The organism is Algoriphagus litoralis (assembly GCF_003259255.1).
GTDB lineage: Bacteria > Bacteroidota > Bacteroidia > Cytophagales > Cyclobacteriaceae > Algoriphagus > Algoriphagus litoralis.
On sequence record NZ_QGOL01000014.1, the window covers coordinates 96,463 to 115,488 of the forward strand.

Here is a 19,026-nt window from a genome sequence, read left to right on the forward strand (position 1 = left end):
TTTTCGGTTCAATATGGGAGACCTTATTCACTAATTCAACAAAAACCTATGCAAACCAAAATCCTGTTTCTATTTGCCTTCCTCCTTTTAGGGACGCTGTCCCTTGCACAAACTACCCCTAAAGACTCCATCAACGTAGTTTCTATCGACCAATTTGAGAAATTGACGACCAAAAAAAAGAACATGCTGATCGATGTCCGAACCCCTGAAGAAGTAGCTGAGGGTCATCTGCCGGGCGCATTGAACATTAATTTTCTTGGGGAAAATTTCTCTGAGGAAATCCAAACTCTCAACAAAAATAAAACATACCTCCTGTATTGCCGATCAGGATCACGAACCAGAAAGGCCGCTGATCAGATGCAGAAAGCAGGTTTCAAAAAAGTCTACATGCTAGAGGGGGGAATCACCGCATGGAATGAAGCAGGTAAACCCATAGAAAAATGAAAACAATCCAATCAATTAACCCCTGGAATGGAGAAGTGATCAAAGAGTTGGTTCCACTTTCGCCGAGGGAAATGGAGGTGAAAATGGAACTTTCATCCAAAGCTTTCACCTCTTGGAAAAAAACTCAGATTCAAGAAAGGGCAAGCCTGATGAAAAAAGCAGGGCAAATCCTGCGAAAAAACAAGGAGAACTATGCTAGGCTGATCTCTCTGGAAATGGGAAAAATTATCAAAGAATCGCGCGCTGAAATCGAAAAATGCGCTTGGGCATGTGACTACTATGCTGATCACGCAGCCGGATTTCTCGCATCGGAAAAAATCGACCTTCCTGACGGAAAAAAGGCCAAAATTATCCATCAGCCTTTAGGAACAATTTTGGCGGTGATGCCATGGAATTTCCCCTTTTGGCAGGTTTTCCGATTCGCAGCCCCGACTTTGATGGCAGGGAATGTGGGCATTTTAAAGCATGCCTCGAATGTGCCTCAGTGTGCATTGGCGATTGAATCGGTGTTTCGCGAAGCGGGATTTCCCGAAGGTGCCTTCCAAAGCTTTTTAATCGATTCCAAGGTCACATCTGGGCTTCTGGAAGATGAGCGAATCAAAGCTGTCTCGCTTACCGGAAGCGAAAAAGCAGGTGCTGCCGTGGCAGCAGCGGCAGCCCAAAACATCAAAAAATCCCTCCTCGAACTCGGGGGGAGCGATCCATTTGTAGTCTTGGCGGATGCAGACATCCCAAAAGCCGCCGAAACAGCGGTAAAAGCACGAATGGTGAATTTTGGGCAAAGCTGCATCGCAGCAAAGCGGTTTATTGTCGAAGAATCTGTATTCGATGACTTTTTGGAAAAATTCAAAGAAAATTTAAACCTCCTAAAATCAGGAGACCCCATGGATGAGACTGTTGATTTTGCCTGTATGGCAAGACCGGATTTGGCTATGGAACTCTACGAACAAGTGGATAAATCAGTGAAAATGGGGGCCAAAATTCTTCTTGGAGGTGACAAACCTAAAGCAGGAAGTGCCAAGTTTACCCCTACTATCCTGACTGAAATACCTGAAAAATCCCCTGCCTATTCCGAAGAGCTTTTTGGCCCAGTCGCTACCGTGTTCAAAGTAAAAAACAGTGCTGAAGCTATAGAATTAGCTAATTCGACAGAGTTTGGTCTCGGAGCATCTATCTGGACCACTGACCTGAATACTGGTGAAAAGCTCGCTGAAGAAATCGAAAGCGGAGCTGTCTTTCTCAACGCTATGGTCGCTTCCCAACCTGCGCTTCCCTTTGGAGGAATCAAAAAGTCAGGATTCGGAAGGGAGCTGGGCAGGATGGGCATCTTGGAATTTGTCAATTCCAAAACCGTTTATTTGGGTTAATTGCCATCTGGGATAAAGCTCAGCTCAACCTTTGCTTTTGCCCGATTCCTTTCTATTTTTACGAGCCAAAATTTTGTCATTACAAATGAGAGAAATACAATTTCGGGAAGCTTTGAGAGAAGCGATGTCCGAGGAGATGAGACGTGATAAGAACGTTTTTTTGATGGGGGAGGAAGTCGCTGAGTACAACGGCGCCTACAAAGTTTCACAAGGTATGCTTGATGAATTCGGTCCCGAAAGAATCTACGATACCCCGATCTCTGAATTGGGATTCGCAGGATTGGGAGTCGGTGCTGCCATGAGTGGTCTTCGTCCAATCATCGAATTCATGACCTTCAACTTCTCTCTGGTAGCAATTGACCAGATCATCAATTCGGCCGCTAAGATGTATTCCATGTCAGGCGGAGCTTATTCAGTGCCGATTGTATTCAGAGGTCCTACTGGAAATGCCGGTCAGCTTGGAGCTACACACTCTTCCAACTTCGAAAATTGGTTTGCCAATACTCCTGGGCTGAAAGTGATCGTCCCTTCTAACCCGTATGATGCAAAAGGTCTCTTGAAAGCCGCCATTCGCGATCCTGATCCGGTGATTTTCATGGAGTCCGAGGTGATGTATTCTGACAAAGGGGAAGTGCCTGAGGAAGAATATCTCTTGCCAATCGGAGTAGCCGATATCAAGCGCAAAGGAAAAGACGTAACCTTGATCTCTTTTGGGAAAATGATGAAAGTGGCTTTGGAGGCTGCTGAAGAAATGGCTAAGCAAGGGGTAGATTGTGAGGTAATTGACCTAAGAACTGTCCGTCCAATCGATTATGCTACCTGTATTGAATCCCTCAAAAAGACCAACCGAGCAGTAATCGTAGAGGAAGCAAATCCAATCGCAGCCATTTCTTCTGAGATGACTTACCATTTCCAGCGGTATGCTTTTGATTACCTTGACGCTCCAGTAATCCGGGTCAACTCTATGGATATCCCATTGAGCTATGGACCTAGCTACATCGAGGCTACCCTTCCCAATGTGGCACGAACCATCGATGCAATCAAAAAGGTGACTTACAAATCTTAATATTCATTGAATAGAAAAGGGCTCCACAAAGGAGCCCTTTTTTTTTCAAAGAAGGTATCGTATTGCTTTAGGCATGAGCCATTTTCGGCCAGGATAATTTTAAACAAAAAAGCCCAGACCTATGAAGCCCGGGTTTTTTGTTACCCAATCTATCTATTTATTTTTCTTTGGATCTCCAAGCCTGAAATTGGCTTGGAAAAAAACCCTGATTTTTTAGGTCAGGGTTTGGTTTGATTATCTATTCCTTACAGGTGCTCCACCACCCTGTTGGCCTTCATTTTGGCCGCCATCTCCACCTTCTTTCAAGTCATCGTTGTTGACAGACTTTCTTCTTCTTGGGCGTTGGTCCATGGAGAGTTTACCGATTCGGTAGCTGAAATTGACTTTGAAGTTCATGTTTCGGGTCGCATTCAAGCTATTCTGAACAATGGTCGGTGTGATGATTTCGTTTCTGACGATAAATTCCTTTGCCAGGAAGTTTTCAACTCCAAAACCTACGCTTCCTCTTTTCTCAGCAAACTGCTTGTTCATACTCAACCCGTACACCGCAAATCCTCCGGATGTACCCTGAAGCTGCACTTGTCTTCCTCTAGCAAAGGAGAACAGCTGAACCTGCCAGTTTTTAGGAAGGGTGTAGTTACCGAAGATTCGGCCACTGATCACAAAACCTTCATTGCTTGCTGCAAAATCAGGATCACTCAATCCATTATCCAGCATGGCATAGTACAGGTCAAAACCACCATTCAAAGAAAGCTTGTTATTGATGTTCACATTGGCAAATAAGTTGGTACCAATAGTCTGCTCCTGACCGATGTTATCATAAGTAGTGGAGATAATTCCACCGTCAAGTACGTTTCTGATTGCCTGAATAGACCCTGTAGTATTTCTGTAGAACGTAGTGAAGTTTAGGGTCGTTCCTTTGATAAATGTGCTGTATCCCAATTCATAGTTGTCGGTGAATTCTGGATCGAGTTCCGGATTACCCTGTGAAATCTGAAGTGGATTGGATGCCTCGATGTTTGGATTCAGGAATCTAAGCGATGGTCTTTGAATCCGTCTGTTGTAGGCAGCCTTGATCATGTTTCCGTTTTTCAACTTTCTGGAAGCATTGATACTAGGTACCCAAGTGCCATAAGAAGGAATCTCAGCCTCAAATTCGGTTTTGAAATCCGCATTGATGGTAGTGTACTCGTATCTCACACCTGGCTTCAGGGTGTAATTTTTCAGAAATGAGAAAGTATAAGACACATAGCCTGCAGTTACATTTTGGTCGTAACTAAACTCATTATTCAAACTTGGATTCTCACTTTCGATAAATTCTCCATCTGACCCATCTGCCTCGAAGTAGGCGAAATCAGAATACGCCTTTCTCAGAATGTTTTTGGCACCATACTCGAGAATCTGATTTCCCTTGTCATTCATTGGCGTGACGTAATCCACCTGCACGGTAAATTCCTCATTTCGGCTCGGGTTATCATTTTTCAATCGGGAATCAATCGTGGTGAAATCCTCTGAAAACAGCGTATTGATAAATGAATTCTCTCGGTTGTTTCGGCTGTAGAGTGTCAGAAAACTCAATTCTCTCCCCTTTTTCTCAAAAGTCCGAGTGTAATTCAAGCTGACATCGACCGAGTTACTTTGATCTTTGGTATCGGTACTTCGTAGTCTGCTGCTGAGCAATTGATCATTTTGATAGTTCTCTGTCAGGAAGTTTCTCTGCTCATTGTTAGAGTTTCTCAAGCCAAAGTTGATCGCACCTGTGATGAAATTGTATTGGTTGATATCATAGTCCATACCGAAATTGTATCTGCCAAAAATATCTCTTCGCTCGGTATCAGCCGATTGAATTACTTTTCGCACATCGCCATTTTCACTGGTGAGAAGTTGCTCATTTTCAAATCTGCCAAGCAAATTATATCCTGATCTTCCGAATCCACCCAAACTGAATCCAAGTTTGCCCTTTCTGGCACTACCCTGAAGACCCAAGTTAGAACCTCTTAATCCAAAGCCTGAGTTGATGTTTAGGGTCACGCCTTGCAGGTTGTTCTTTTTGGTCACAATGTTTATCACTCCGGAAGTACCCTCTGCATCAAATCTTGCAGATGGTGAAGTGATTACCTCTACTGCCTTGATTTCGTCAGCGGGGATCTGCTTGAGCGCATCTGCAATAGAAGATGCCGCGATGGCGGAAGGTCTGTTATCAATCAAAACCAAAATATTGCTACTTCCTCTCATGGAGACATTTCCGTCCAGATCTACCGAAAGCATCGGAACCCTTCTCAAAACATCCGTAGCATCTCCACCGGCAGTAGTTTTGTCATTTTCTGCTTTGTAGATCGTACGATCCACTCGCTCCTCGATCAATTCACGCTGTCCCTGTACAGTGACTTCCTCGAGCGCAACGCCCTCGTCGGTCATGCCGATTTCCCCAAGGTTGATGTCAGAATCAGCAGAATTGATATTGACAGTACGCTTCACTGTCTCATAGCCCAAAAAGCTCACTTGCAATTCATACGTACCTACTGCGAAGCCGGTAATGAAGAATACCCCATCTCCGTCGGCCACAGCTCCCGAGGTGCTTACGTCTGCTCCTACTTTATAAAGTGCCGCAGTAGCATAGCCTACGGGTTCGCCGGTTTTAAGATCTTTTGCTACTCCGATGATTCGGGCTGGCTCTTTGCCTTCTCCGGTCTGCTGCGCAAAAGCAACTGTACTTCCGAAAAATGTGATTGCGATAATTAAATTGAGTAATTTGTTCATAGTGTCGTTTTGCCAAATGGGACTTCTGCCATTTGATACCCCAAAGTTGGAGGCAATGTTTTGCCCCAAAAAATGTAATAGACCAGCATCAGCACTTCATCGACAAATCACCCCAAATCCAAGACGAATCTGTAATACAGCCCAATCGATGGATTTGTCCCTCCAAATCAGGTTTCCATGGGCCAAAATGCGGTATTGGTAGATTGAATTTGAGCGGTAAAAGTAATTTGATTTAGTTTGGATACTGAAAATCAACCCTATGCTATTATTCACCCCCAAAAAACGGCTTTCGGTACTCGTTCATATCCTCGGCTGGCTAATGCTCTGCATCGTCCTATTATTGCTGTCTCCACTATCCTGGAGAATGGGAGAGATGACGCTGCCGGTGCAGTTTTGGTGGAAGCAGGTGTTTCTTGTTTCACTATTGATATCAATTTTCTACACCAACCAATCCTTGGTCGTACCCACGGTTTTGCTTCGTGGCAAAAACTACCTCTACCTCATGATTGTCATTTTGGGAGCGGTATTTTTCTATGGGATTATCATTTATTTTGAGCAGTTCACCTCTTATGCCGAAAAGATGCACCAGGTCTTCAATCCGGACAAACCCTTTGACCCCAACAGACCAAGGTGGATCTATGGAGATATTTTCCAGTTGATGCTCTATATGGTATCCATCGGATTAAGTACATCATTGGCATTGGTGCAGAAGTGGCAAAAGGATGAAACCCTCCGTCGAGAACTTGACCGACAGCGGATCAATACCGAACTCTCCTATCTGAAGGCTCAGATTAACCCACATTTCTTCTTCAATACGCTAAACAACATCTATGCGCTTACCAATCTGGATGTAAAGAAAGCACAGGAAGCACTTCTAAAACTTTCTAGAATGATGCGGTATGTCCTCTATGAAAACCAAAAGAATGAAACGCTTTTGACTAAAGAGGTGAAGTTTATCGAAGATTACATCGAGCTGATGAAGATGCGGATGACGGAGAAAGTCAAGCTGAAAATCGAAATCGAAAGCCCAAAAGAAGAGTTGGTCATCGCTCCTATGCTACTCTTGCCATTTCTGGAAAACTGCTTCAAACATGGAGTGAGCTCCCAGCAGGAAAGCGAAATCAAAATCAAGCTGGAGGTCATGGGAGATACCGTATTCTTCGAAACGAGAAACCACATTTTCCCTGTCAATCCCGATAGTCCCGAAGCTCATGAAAATGGCATCGGACTGACCAATACTCAACGTCGACTCAGTCTGATTTACCCGGAAAAACACCGGCTGAAATTTGGCAAAGACGAAGCGAAACAGGAATATTGGGTCAACCTGACCATCAATCTCTCATGATTCTCAAATGTGTCGCCATAGATGACGAGCCATTAGCGCTCGAATTGCTAAGTAAATTTGTCAATCAGACTGCCTTCCTGAAGCTGGAAGGTAAATTTTCCAATGCAATCGAAGCCCTGAGTTTCCTGAACCAAAATGAAGTCCATCTCATCTTTATGGATATCCAGATGCCCGATCTCTCCGGCATGGAGCTGGCCAGGATTCTGGATGGGAAAAAAAATACCGAAAAAACCCGCATAATTTTTTGCACTGCTTACAATCAGTTCGCCATCGAGGGATACAAGGTAGAAGCCTTGGACTATCTTCTCAAGCCCTACAGCTACGAGGATTTTCTCGCTGCCGCAACTAAGGCTTATCAGTATTTTGACCGCATCCAAAATGCACCTATGGTCAAAAGTACCGAACTCCCTGCCCAGCAGGAATTCATCTTTCTCAAAGTAGAATACCAACTCGTCAAAGTGATGCTGAAAGACATCACCCATGTCGAAGCCTACAAGGACTACGTCAAAGTTCACCTCAAGTCCAAAGCAAACCCGCTCTTGTCACTTACCAGCATGAAAAATATGGAGGAATTGCTCCCTTCGGAAAAATTCATGCGCGTACATAGATCCTTCATTGTGGCCCTGGATCATATCGATTCGGTCGCGAAAAATGTCATCCAAATCGGTAACCACCAAATTGCAGTTGGAGAGAATTATAAGGATCTGTTTCTGGAGTTTTTGAGTAAGTGGATGAGTTGATTTTCTGGTCAACGGTTGACGGCCGACTGTCCACAGCAGCTTTTTGAAAGAATTAAGTCAATTTTGCATTCAATTCCTCATTTTTTTCGGTTGTTAGAAAAGGCCGTTGACTGTCGACAGTGGACCGTTGACAATTTGTATCTTTAATGCATGACCGAATTCCAACAAAACTACATGCGCCAAGCCATCGAGCTTGCAAAAACAGGAATGCTCGCCGGAAATGGTGGCCCATTTGGCTGCGTAATCGTCAAAGATGGTAAAGTCGTGGGTCAAGGATCAAACCTAGTCTTAAAGACCAAAGATCCCACTGCCCATGCCGAGGTAGTAGCCATCCGTGATGCCTGCAAAACGCTGGATCACTTTCAGTTGGAAGGCTGCGAAGTCTACACTTCCTGCGAACCTTGCCCCATGTGTTTGGGAGCGATTTTTTGGGCAAGACCTGCTAAAGTGTTTTTTGCTTGCACGAAAGAAGATGCCGCAGAAGCTGGTTTTGACGATGAGTTTATCTATCAGGAAATTGAAGTGAAACCTGAAAACCGCCGGATTCCAATGGTTTCTCTGATGCGGGAGGAAAGCTTGAAGGCCTTTGAGCTTTGGAAGGAAAAGGGAGATAAAGACCTGTACTAGAATCAAGAAAAGTAGCCAACTAGAAGAATATCAGCGGCAGCCTATTCGGCAAGGGAGCATCACCTGAGTATTATTGGCTAAAATTCTTTCTAGCGAAACTTTCAAGGAAAAAACAAAAAACCCGACCATTTCTGATCGGGCAATAGTGTTAAAACGGAAAGAAATCCTTGTAAACCTTAATTCGTAACTAATTTTATCTTCTTCCTCCACCGGGAGGCATCATACGGCTCATGGCTTGCTTGGCTCCGCCCATTTTGTTCATCTGCTTCATCAGCTTGCGCATGTCGTCAAACTGCTTCATCAGGTTATTTACCTCCACAATTGTCCTTCCCGAACCATCAGCAATTCGCTTTCTTCTGCGTCCATCGATGATGTCGGGCTGCTGACGCTCTTTTGGAGTCATGCTGCGAATAATTGCTTCGATTGGCTTGAAACTATCGTCGTCAATATCCAACCCTTTCATGGCTTTGCCCATTCCGGGAATCATACCCATCAAATCTTTGATATTTCCCATCTTTTTCACTTGCTCCAGCTGAGAAAGGAAATCGTCAAAATTGAAGTTGTTTTGACGGATTTTGGCATTGATTCGCTTGGCTTCATCCTCGTCAAAGGATTGCTGCGCACGCTCAACCAAGGAGATCACGTCACCCATGCCGAGGATTCGTTGAGCCATACGGTCCGGATGGAAGACATCCAGATTTTCCATCTTTTCACCGGTAGAGATAAACTTGATCGGCTTATTCACTACGTGACGAATCGAAATCGCCGCACCACCTCGGGTATCACCGTCGAGTTTGGTCAGGACGACCCCGTCAAAATTCAGTCGCTCATCAAAGGTCTTTGCGGTATTCACCGCATCCTGACCTGTCATTGAGTCTACTACAAAAAGTGTCTCCGAAGGATTGAGTGCCTTTTTCAGTTCCTCGATTTCCTTCATCATCTGCTCATCCACAGCCAGACGACCTGCGGTATCGACTACTACGGTCTTTTTGCCGGTTTTCTTTGCGTATGCAATCGCATTGTTAGCGATCTGAAGCGCATTTTTATTCTCAGGCTCAGCGTATACTTCCACACCGATCTGCTCACCCAAGACTTTCAGCTGATCAATCGCGGCAGGTCGGTAGATATCACAAGCCACCAAGAGAACCTGTCTTCCTTGTCTTTTCAGTAGGCTTCCAAGCTTTCCTGTGAAGGTCGTCTTACCCGAACCCTGAAGACCCGCGATCAAAATCACAGCCGGATCACCGCTGAGTTTGATGTCGACTTTGGAACCGCCCATGAGCTTGGTGAGCTCTTCTTGGGTGATTTTGACAAGCAATTGGCCAGGAGAAACAGAAATCAATACATCACGGCCCAAAGCTTCATTTCGGATCGTATCGGTGACTTCTTTGGCTACTTTATAGTTAACATCGGCATCGATCAGGGCTCTTCTGATTTCCTTTACAGTGGATGCGACGTTGATTTCGGTTATTTTCCCGGTTCCTTTCAGGGTTTTGAAAGCCCGGTCAAGCTTTAAACTTAAATTATCAAACATTCGGTTTTGCTTCTATTTGGTGCAAAAGTAATGAATTTAAGGGTTTCTGGGAAGGTGAATTTATGCGAAATAAGAAGGAAGACAGGAGACTCAAGACAGAAGCAATAAAATCCATCCAAAATCAGCGATTATCAGCGACTTTTTCTGCAAGCTTCTGCGGGAAACATTAATGAAGAACAAAATCAGTAAATGTGTGGGCTTCTCCAAAATCATATCTTCTCGCTCTTTCCCATTAAATCCCTAATTTGCAGGCTTAATTCTGTCGCGGAAAAAATCATTCCTTTTCATGCAAATTAACTTTCAAAAAGACCTGCTGCCTCACCTGTTGGGCATTGTCCTTTTTTATTCGATCGTAGTCCTGTATTTCTCCCCGATGGTATTCGATGGGAAAATCATTTTCCAAGGCGACATCCTCCAATGGGAAGGTTCGGCCAAAGCCATCCTGGATCACCGGGAGGCTACCGGAGAGCAAATGCTCTGGACTAACAGCATGTTTAGCGGCATGCCAGCCTATTTTGTAAGCATGGAGTTTCCAGGCGACATCACCAATATGCTGATTTCTGTACTGACCTTGGGACTTCCCCACCCGATCAGTGGTTTGTTTTTTGGAATGGTGGGGATGTACATTTTGCTCCTGAGCTTTGGTGTCAGGCCCGTTTTTGCCATCGGCGGAGCGATTGCATTTTCTTTCAACACCTACAATCTACTTTCCCTCGAGGCGGGTCATAATGCCAAGATTTGGGCTGTTTGCCTGATTCCATTGATTTTGGCAGGAATCCATCTGGCTTTTGAGCGAAAAAGAATCTTGGGAGCGGCACTACTTGCCTTGGGACTTTTGCTCCAACTGAAATTCAACCACCTGCAAATCACTTACTACACCCTGATCATATCGGTGATTTATGTGGTCGTTCGGATGGTTTTTGACTGGAAAAAAGAAGGTATTCCAGGACTTTCTAAAACAATAGGATTCCTTGTCCTCGGTGCCGCTTTGGCTGTAGGAGGAAATATAGGCAGACTGGCAACCGCCCTCGAATACAGCCCCTTCTCCACCCGGGGAAATGCAACTTTGGAAGCGAAATCTTCCGGCTTGGACAAGGATTATGCTTTTGGCTGGTCCAATGGCAAACTGGAAACACTCACCCTGCTGATCCCTGACTTCTACGGAGGTGGAAGCAATACCCCACTTGGCGAAGGATCCGCCTCCGAGAAAGCACTCCGCGCTCAAGGCATGGACCCTGCCCAGATCAACGGATTCCTCAAGGGAGCACCGACCTATTGGGGAGATCAGCCATTTACAGGAGGTCCGATTTATGGCAGTGTGATTTTGGTTTTTCTGGCTTTGCTTGGGATTTGGGCTGCACCAAAGGAAAGTCTGATCACCTTTGGCACCATCATCATCCTCTCGCTGATGCTGAGCTGGGGCAGCAATCTGGCATGGTTCAACTATGCACTCTTTGACATTTTACCGGGTTACAACAAATTCAGGGCTGTATCCATGGCCTTGGGAATGACGCTATTTGCCATACCTGTTTTGGGGATGATCTCGCTAGAACGATTGGTGAAAAAAGGCGAACTGAAGCCACTGCTCCTTGCCGGAGGCATTGTCGGAGGTGTGGTATTGATTCTGGCGGTGGCTTCTGGAGCATTTTTCCGATTTGAAGGGGCGGCAGATGCCAGCTTCCCAGAGTGGCTGGCGACGGCCATCCAAGCAGACCGTAAGGCCATGCTCTCAGCTTCTGCCTGGAAGAGCTTGGCGTTTATCGCTTCGGCTGTAGGATTAGTCTATTTTCATCTTAAAGGAAAAGTCTCCGACTTGATGCTCGGTATCGGTTTGATCGCTTTGATATCGGTTGACGTTTGGACGATCAATCGACGCTACCTGAATGCTGAATCCTTTCAGGGAAATCCTTCGCGACAGTTTTTCGCTGAAACTCCAGCCGAAAAATCCATCGCATCGGATGAAGGCTATTTCAGAGTTTTGCCTTTAACGGAAGGACTCACTCAAGGAGCGCGAACCAGTTACCGATTCAATAGTATTGGCGGCTATCATGGGGCAAAACTCCGTCGATATCAGGATCTGGTGGAACACCAGATTCAGCCTGAGCTGGAGGCCTTCATTGCCAAGGCGCAGGAAGGAAACTTTGATTGGGAAAGTACCGGAGTGATCAATATGCTCAACACAAAATATCTGATTGCAGGCGCAGAAGCAAATGCTGTTTTTGAGAATCCTGAGGCAAATGGTGCGGCTTGGATACCGACAGAAATCGTCTCTGTTGGCTCCAATCAGGAGGAGATCGATACGTTGGGAGAAATCAACACCAAAACTCAAGCAACTTTAAATACAGAAGAGTTTGGTCAAATTCCTGCCGGTGCCGGGCAAATCAGCCTGAAATCGACCAACCCGGATAAAATTACCTATCAAGCCTCGATGAGTCAGGGAGGTCTGGCTGTTTTCTCAGAAGTACATTATCCAAAAGGATGGACTGCTACTATCGATGGAAAAGAAGCTCCCATCGTGCGGGTGAATTACCTCCTTCGAGGATTGGAGATTCCCGCGGGTGAGCACGAAGTAGTATTTACTTTCGCTCCTTCCAGCTTTTATGCCACGAAGACACCGACAGTGATTTTTCAATATTTGATCCTTTTGACTTTAATCGCTGGGGTCTTTTTCACTTACAAAGAATCCAATGGAAAAGCCTAAAACAGATCAAAAGGAGGAAGTTGTAAGTTTCTACGATCAGTTTGCAGAGAAACAGCAGAAGACCGGGATCAACTCCCGCCATTTGAGCATTCTAGACAAAGTCAAAGCAGCTGGATTGAAGTCGTCGCATCGCATCCTCGAAGTGGGTTGTGGGATCGGTACAGTTTCGCATCTTTTGGCTACGCAGGTGCCCAAAGGTGAAGTGCTGGCTGTTGACATATCGCCAGAAAGCATCGAAAAAGCCAAAACCCTCTGGAAGTCTCAAAGCAATCTGAGTTTTGAAGTTTCGGACATGTCAGATTTTGACAAAAAGGCTCAAAGCTTTGACTTCTTTGTCTTTCCTGATGTATTGGAGCACATTCCTGTCGATCAGCATTTTCGGCTTTTCCAGAACATCCAAAAACACTCGACTCCTGATTCAGTGATTTTCATTCACATTCCATCACCTCGCTACCTTCAATGGATGATTGAGAATGAACCAGAAAAACTCCAGGTGATTGACCAGCCATTGGACTCAGGTGACCTGATCAAAAACATCACCCATGCGGGTTTTTATCTCGAAAAGATGGAAACTTACTCCCTTTTCTTTGCCGAGAAAGATTACCAGTACTTTGTCTTTCGCGCAGCAAAACCCCTTCAAACCTCCACCCCACTCAGTAAGTGGAGTGTCTTAAAAGAACGATTGCGAATCCGCCTGAAATATGGCCTAACCAAATAATCTCATGCAAATCCAGGAAAACACTGTAGTCGGACTCACCTATGAACTCAAAGTGAGCAAAAACGAAGACGATATCGAATCTGCTCCATTCAGCGTGGAGATCCGGGATGAAGAAGATCCATTCTACTTCATCTGTGGACAAAGTGGCCTACCGGAGAAGTTTGAGGAGCTGCTCAGCGGCAGAGAAGAAGGAACAGATTTTTCTTTTGTGCTATCCGTAGAGGAAGCCTATGGCGAACCAGACGAAGAACTGCTGATCACACTCCCAAAGGAACAATTTTCAGGTGAGCGTGGCTTCTCTGCAGAGATGCTGAAGGAAGGCGAATTCCTTCCTCTTATGGATGAAAACGGCTATAGCATGCAGGCCAAAGTCATGAAGGATCTGGGCGAAAACCTACTTTTGGATTTCAATCATCCACTGGTTGGATTTGAGCTTCATTTCGAAGGTAAAATCATCGAAGTCCGTGAAGCCACCAAAGAAGAACTCGCTCATGGCCATGTGCATGGGGAGCATGGAGAACACGAGTAAAGATTTAAGAATTACGATTTACGATGCCTCGCCAGAAATTAAAGAATTTGACCATGTCTTGGTCCTTGGTTTAGAAAATTCGGGATTGAGGAATTTAAAAGGTGTTTGGGGTTGGGACCCTGAACACTTTTTTTATTTGAAATGGGAGTGGAGACCGACATTGAGGCAATTTTTCAATCTTTCAATCTTATAATTTTCCAATTCTAATTACGAACATCGAATGATGAAGTCGACCCTGAGTCACAATTTTTCGATCCTACAATTTTAAATTCTACCCCTTCAAAACCAACACTTTTTCCTCATCAAAGCATAAGTAAACTCGGTCACCGACCTTGTACTTTCGAAGGGGATCATCGACTTCCCAAATTTGCCCTCCGTTTTTCAACCTTACCTGCAGCGAATTATAGTGTACCAAAAAGCGCTGATCGATCACATGCCCAAGGAGTTCGCCCTTGCTTCGAAGTCGTACATCCGATGGCCTAAGAAAGGAATTGAACCGATCCGGGATCAGATTGATCGTAGAAAAAAGCCTGGCCACATAGCGGGTTTTGGGATGCTCACACAATTCCTGTGAACCACCTTTTTGGACTACTTTGCCTTTTTGAAGGATAATCAAATTGTCCGTGAGACGTAGTGCATCGTCCAAGTCATGGGTGACAAAGACCACCGTCGTGCCCATTTCCAAAAACAATTCCTTGAGCTCAGTAATCAATTTATGTTTCTGAATCGGATCCAAACTGCTAAAGGGCTCGTCGAGCAAAAGCACCTCAGGCTCCACCGCCAGAGCCGCTGCAATTGCGACCTTCTGCTGTTGCCCTCCACTCAACTGACGCGGAAATCGATCCTTCAGTCCTTCCAGCCCAAATTCAAATAGCAAGCTCACAAGCCTGTCCTTAGAATACCCCTTGTCGTACTGAATCAGCGGCCTGGAAATATTTTCAGTCACGGTAGAGTTCGGATTGAGTTGAAAGTCCTGGTGGATAAGCTTGATTTCGTCATAGCCTGGAATCAGTTTTTGGGCTGGGTTTTCGATTGGCTGGCCATTGAGCAGTACTGCTCCAGAGCTTTGCATCTCCAGTCCAGCCATGATGCGGAGCAGGGTACTTTTACCCGAACCGCTCTCTCCGACGATGGCGATAAGCTCTCCCCGCTTCAGTTCCAAAGAAAATGGCTGTAGGGCAGTTTGTGAATCGTAGGTCTTAGAGATTTGACGGATGGAGAAGAAGGACATGTTTCGATTTGAGGTTCGGAATTCGAAGTTTGAAATTCGATATTCGATATTAATTGAAAAATTGGAAGATTGACAAAGGTTTATAGGTGGTAAAATAGTAAAATTAACTAAAGTCAAATGCCTTAACTCTACCGTAGGTCTCGTAATTCATACCTCGTAAATTCATAACTGATTACTGCAAACTTTCCCTCATCTTCTTCGGCAAAGAAGCTTTGATCAATTCATAACTGTGTAGGGCGAGCTCAAAGATCAGCGGATCGGGCACACTTCCGCTGACGCTGACGGAGTTCCATAGCTTTTTATTCATATGATAGCCCGGAGTTATTCCGGAAAAGCGCTCCCGCAGTTCCACAGCCCGCTCTGGATCGCATTTCAGATTGATGTATTCAAAAACATCCAAGTCGGTGATGGCAAAGATCTTCCCTCCTACCCGAAAGCAAATCGTAGTCGGGTCAAATGGCGTGTCTTCGGTCACGCCGGGAAGAGAAAGGCAGTAGTCGCGGAAATAACCCAAGGTCATGGCAAAGTGGGAAAGAGTAAATCAGAAATCTAAAAATAGAGGTCTAAAACCAAAAATACGAGAGTCAAGTGTAGATGTAAGCATCTAAAGACAGAATCGAGCAACTGACCGATTGCTATCTTTTCCTAAGATTAAAAAAAGAGATGCATTGAATTTATTTTGCTTCCACAGGTTCCATTTGGTTTTAAAATGAGGTTCTAAAGTAATAAATCCCCCTTTCCTCCTTATTTTTCCTCAAACATAAAACAAAACGACTATGGGACTTTTTTCTGCACTGATCGGAAATGCCGGCGAAGTAAATGCCGATGAACTGAAGAAAAAATACGACACACTGCTGATCGAAGGAGAAGATATCGAAATGGGCTTCAAACTCATCCGGGACACTTTTCTATTTACCAACCGACGTCTCATCCTAGTCAATAAGCAAGGGATCACTGGCAGCAAAACCGAATATAAATCCATACCCTACAAGAGCATCAGTCGATTCAGTGTAGAGACTGCCGGAACTTTTGAGCTGGATGCAGAACTGAAAATCTGGATCTCCTCCGAGCAGGAACCTAGCATCGTGAAGCAATTTACGAAGTCTGTCAATGTCTATCAGGTGCAGAAAGTACTGGCCTACTATGTAGCGAAATAGGTGGTGAGTACCAGAAATGCATAGGGCAGTATTGGATGGTATGCTTCAATAGTTCACCTTTTTATCCTAGCACTTTACCTTTTTTTGCTGCTGCAATATGTAAAGCTAAAGGTTCAAACCCTTAAAATAAGGCCCTAGCAGTTAATTTGAAGGTTTTGAACAACGAGTCATTTCTAAATAAATGAATTGTTCGTATGCTTGCCGAGCCATGAATAGAATTGAGAAAATAGTACCAGTCATTCTTTCCCTATTGCTGCCAGGACTCAGCATCATTAGCAGCCAAGGCGACCTTGATCCGATAGAGGTATTTCCAAAATACCTTCTAAGTGTCTTTTTTCTCTATTCTATCTGGCAACTAAACGACTACCAGTTCAAGCACCCAGATTGGTTAATTTTGAGAGTTGGTGAAACCAAAATGCTAAAAACCGTATTCGTGTTGACCAATCTCCTATACATAAGCTTAATCTTAGCTTTGGATTTTTTCATTTTCCCTTCCTGGATAAGCCTATCATCGACCGTCCCCATATGGGTGGTAGCCACCAGACTTACAATGGCTGCTTTGATTTTTGCAGTTTTTCAGCAAGCCCTAAAGATGACCAAACAACAAGATTCCCTCTATTCCCAAAACCTCCTACTGCAGACTGAGAAGCTGAAGGCTGAATTGGAATCAATGAAGCAGCAAATCAACCCGCATTTTTTATTCAACAGCCTTAACACATTAATTGACTTGATTGAAGAGGATCAAAAAAAAGCTGTTGGTTTTGTACGTGTTTTTTCCAATTTGTACCGTGTGGTTTTGCAAAGTAGCAGGCGGGATTTTGTTTTTCTGGAGGATGAGCTTTCCTTTTTAAAGGACTATTGGGAGCTGCTGAAAATCAGGTTTAATGGCGCGGTTCATCTCCAAGTGGATATCCCGGTCGAACTACGAAAAGTGCTCATTCCTCCGCTTTCTTTGCAACTCTTGATCGAAAATGCTGTAAAGCACAACCAAGCTACCAACGAAAATCCGCTCCGGATCGAGGTATTTGAGAACAAGGATACTTTAGTCATTCAAAACAATATCAATCCCAAGCCATTTGTATCCTACAGTGAGGGACTAGGTCTTGTAAATTTACAGAAGCGGTTTTCTTTACTACTGGCCCCAATCGAGTATGGAGAAAATGAGAATATGTTTAGAGTGATATTACCATATAAAAAGACCCAGCAATGAGCTTCAGCATAAAGATTCTCATCGTGGAAGATGAAGATATCGCCGTAAAACGGCTTCTGAAAGAGCTGGAAAAGCTTGCTGTACAATTTGAAGTTATTGGTACACTAAATAGTGTGCAAGGTGTGTTGGAGTGGGTGCGGTCAGGTCAGGAAGCGGATTTGATTTTTATGGATATCCAACTGACAGATGGACTTAGTTTTGAGGTTTTCAAACACTTGGAGATTTCTATTCCAGTGATCTTCACGACTGCATACGATGAATATGCCTTGCAAGCTTTTAAAGTGAAAGGATTGGACTACCTCCTTAAACCCATAGATCCGGCAGAACTGGAGAAAGCCATCCACCATTATTTGGCGTCATACAAAGATTACAACCGGCAAAATTACATGCACCAATTGATGACTCTAGCCAGAGAATTTAAACCGGACAGTTACCGCTCAAGCTTTCTTGTCGATTTTAAGCAAAAAATGCACCTAGTGGATGTATCCGACGTGGCCTTCATCTATGTGAAAGAAAGAGGTTTATTCCTTCGAAAGAAGGACCAAAAGGAATATGTCATTGATTTTTTTCTGGATGAACTGGAGAAGCAATTGGATCCGGCAATGTTCTATCGGGCCAACCGCCAATACTTAGTAGCTAGATCAGCTATTGAGGAAATAGAACCCTATTTCACCGGACGTTTATTGCTAAAAGTTCAACCCGAACCTCCTTCACCGATTATTATCAGCAAAGAGAAAGCAACTGATTTTAAACGCTGGGCGGATTACTGATTTTGACCCCAAATGGCACCGCTGATTTTTTCTAATCCCTGATCTTGGCTTACTCTTTTTAATGTTGTGAATTTTCACCTCTCTACGTATTCTATAAAGAGTATCCTCATCTTCACGTAGCAGATATAAATCTGCATCCTCATTATTCCATTCTACCTCCCTTTTCTGCCGGAATTTTATTTCTCCGATATTTTTCAACAATCCTTATTCAGTAAATGATGCTGATTTTGAGGTAAAACCAAAAAGAAAAAACCACAGCAGGATCAATACGCTGAAATACCAAATGGTTCGACAGGATTAAGTAGGGTTCAGTCCTTGATTCTCCTGCTTCAGCAACCTTTGCCTACTTTAAAAAATGTATCCCATGTTATTTTGATTAAATAAAAATCAAAAAGCTATGGAAAAACTGATTAAAGTATTTGTAAGCATCATTTTGATCATCGCTGGATTTCAGGCACATGCACAGGAATCTATTGAAGGAATCTGGCTGACAGAGGAAGGAAATAGTAAAGTTGAAATCTACCAAAAGGGTGACAACTACTTTGGAAAAATAGTTTGGCTGGAGCAATCCACAGACAAAAATGGGAATCCTGTAAAGGACCTTTACAACTCAAACAAGGAATTAAAAAATCGTCAGCTTTTGGGAATTGATATGTTGACGGATCTCCAGGCCAAAAACGGAAAGTGGTACGGTAAAATCTACGCTCCAAAGCGCGGCTTGGAAATGGATGTGGTAATAGTAAGCTCGGGAAAAGATAAACTGGAGTTGAATGTATCATACCGAGGATTTACACGCAAGCAAACCTGGACTAGATCAACTCTGTAAG

General features: G+C 44.2%; 17 protein-coding genes. 13 read left to right on the forward strand and 4 right to left on the reverse strand.

Annotated features, from left to right (window positions below; all coding sequences use genetic code 11):
* Positions 1-48: 48 nt before the first annotated feature.
* From DK188_RS16805 to DK188_RS16815, 3 genes are all read left to right on the forward strand, one after another.
* Positions 49-444: a rhodanese-like domain-containing protein gene (locus DK188_RS16805; RefSeq protein WP_111672002.1), complete on the forward strand. Its 396-nt coding sequence runs from the start codon at positions 49-51 to the stop codon at positions 442-444.
* The gene (locus tag DK188_RS16810; RefSeq protein ID WP_111672003.1) at positions 441-1,811 is read left to right on the forward strand and encodes an NAD-dependent succinate-semialdehyde dehydrogenase; all 1,371 of its coding nucleotides are present in this window, start codon (positions 441-443) and stop codon (positions 1,809-1,811) included. The genes DK188_RS16805 and DK188_RS16810 overlap by 4 nt, the downstream gene beginning before the upstream one ends.
* Positions 1,812-1,896: 85 nt before the next feature.
* Positions 1,897-2,877: a pyruvate dehydrogenase complex E1 component subunit beta gene (locus DK188_RS16815; protein ID WP_111672004.1), complete on the forward strand. Its 981-nt coding sequence runs from the start codon at positions 1,897-1,899 to the stop codon at positions 2,875-2,877.
* 234 nt (positions 2,878-3,111) lie between these two features.
* On the opposite strand, the gene DK188_RS16825 is transcribed toward DK188_RS16815, so the two are convergent.
* Positions 3,112-5,637 (reverse strand): TonB-dependent receptor domain-containing protein, encoded by a 2,526-nt coding sequence (locus DK188_RS16825; RefSeq protein WP_111672006.1) that lies wholly within the window; start codon positions 5,635-5,637, stop codon positions 3,112-3,114.
* A 259-nt stretch (positions 5,638-5,896) separates the two neighbouring features.
* On the opposite strand from DK188_RS16825, the gene DK188_RS16830 reads away from it, so the two are divergent.
* The 3 genes from DK188_RS16830 (at position 5,897) to DK188_RS16840 (ending at position 8,349) form a co-directional block, all read left to right on the forward strand.
* Positions 5,897-6,982: a sensor histidine kinase gene (locus DK188_RS16830; RefSeq protein ID WP_232825757.1), complete on the forward strand. Its 1,086-nt coding sequence runs from the start codon at positions 5,897-5,899 to the stop codon at positions 6,980-6,982.
* The gene (locus DK188_RS16835; RefSeq protein ID WP_111672007.1) at positions 6,979-7,722 is read left to right on the forward strand and encodes a LytR/AlgR family response regulator transcription factor; all 744 of its coding nucleotides are present in this window, start codon (positions 6,979-6,981) and stop codon (positions 7,720-7,722) included. The genes DK188_RS16830 and DK188_RS16835 overlap by 4 nt, the downstream gene beginning before the upstream one ends.
* A 150-nt stretch (positions 7,723-7,872) precedes the next feature.
* Entirely contained in the window at positions 7,873-8,349 is a 477-nt protein-coding gene (locus DK188_RS16840; protein WP_111672008.1) for a nucleoside deaminase, read from the forward strand.
* 193 nt (positions 8,350-8,542) lie between these two features.
* On the opposite strand, the gene ffh is transcribed toward DK188_RS16840, so the two are convergent.
* Entirely contained in the window at positions 8,543-9,883 is a 1,341-nt protein-coding gene (gene ffh, locus DK188_RS16845; protein ID WP_111672009.1) for a signal recognition particle protein, read from the reverse strand.
* Positions 9,884-10,169: 286 nt separating this feature from the next.
* Here ffh and DK188_RS16850 point away from each other — a divergent pair, with 286 nt between their 5' ends.
* The 3 genes from DK188_RS16850 to DK188_RS16860 are packed head-to-tail and all read left to right on the forward strand — an operon-like array spanning position 10,170 to position 13,831.
* Positions 10,170-12,584 (forward strand): YfhO family protein, encoded by a 2,415-nt coding sequence (locus DK188_RS16850; protein WP_111672010.1) that lies wholly within the window; start codon positions 10,170-10,172, stop codon positions 12,582-12,584.
* Positions 12,571-13,302: a class I SAM-dependent methyltransferase gene (locus tag DK188_RS16855; RefSeq protein ID WP_111672011.1), complete on the forward strand. Its 732-nt coding sequence runs from the start codon at positions 12,571-12,573 to the stop codon at positions 13,300-13,302. The genes DK188_RS16850 and DK188_RS16855 overlap by 14 nt, the downstream gene beginning before the upstream one ends.
* Before the next feature lie 4 nt (positions 13,303-13,306).
* Positions 13,307-13,831: an FKBP-type peptidyl-prolyl cis-trans isomerase gene (locus tag DK188_RS16860; protein WP_111672012.1), complete on the forward strand. Its 525-nt coding sequence runs from the start codon at positions 13,307-13,309 to the stop codon at positions 13,829-13,831.
* Between the two features lie 271 nt (positions 13,832-14,102).
* On the opposite strand, the gene DK188_RS16865 is transcribed toward DK188_RS16860, so the two are convergent.
* A complete protein-coding gene (locus DK188_RS16865) occupies positions 14,103-15,062 on the reverse strand; it encodes an ABC transporter ATP-binding protein (RefSeq protein WP_111672013.1) in 960 nt (319 codons plus the stop codon).
* A 172-nt stretch (positions 15,063-15,234) separates the two neighbouring features.
* Positions 15,235-15,582: an MmcQ/YjbR family DNA-binding protein gene (locus DK188_RS16870; protein ID WP_111672014.1), complete on the reverse strand. Its 348-nt coding sequence runs from the start codon at positions 15,580-15,582 to the stop codon at positions 15,235-15,237.
* A 256-nt stretch (positions 15,583-15,838) separates the two neighbouring features.
* Here DK188_RS16870 and DK188_RS16875 point away from each other — a divergent pair, with 256 nt between their 5' ends.
* From DK188_RS16875 to DK188_RS16890, 4 genes are all read left to right on the forward strand, one after another.
* Positions 15,839-16,219, forward strand: a complete 381-nt coding sequence (locus DK188_RS16875; protein ID WP_111672015.1) for a PH domain-containing protein — start codon at positions 15,839-15,841, stop codon at positions 16,217-16,219.
* Between the two features lie 208 nt (positions 16,220-16,427).
* On the forward strand, positions 16,428-17,429 hold the full coding sequence (locus DK188_RS16880; protein WP_157963264.1) for a sensor histidine kinase: 1,002 nt from the start codon (positions 16,428-16,430) through the stop codon (positions 17,427-17,429).
* Positions 17,426-18,199, forward strand: a complete 774-nt coding sequence (locus tag DK188_RS16885; protein WP_111672017.1) for a LytR/AlgR family response regulator transcription factor — start codon at positions 17,426-17,428, stop codon at positions 18,197-18,199. The genes DK188_RS16880 and DK188_RS16885 overlap by 4 nt, the downstream gene beginning before the upstream one ends.
* 397 nt (positions 18,200-18,596) lie before the next feature.
* Positions 18,597-19,025, forward strand: a complete 429-nt coding sequence (locus DK188_RS16890; RefSeq protein WP_111672018.1) for a DUF2147 domain-containing protein — start codon at positions 18,597-18,599, stop codon at positions 19,023-19,025.
* Position 19,026: the final 1 nt, after the last annotated feature.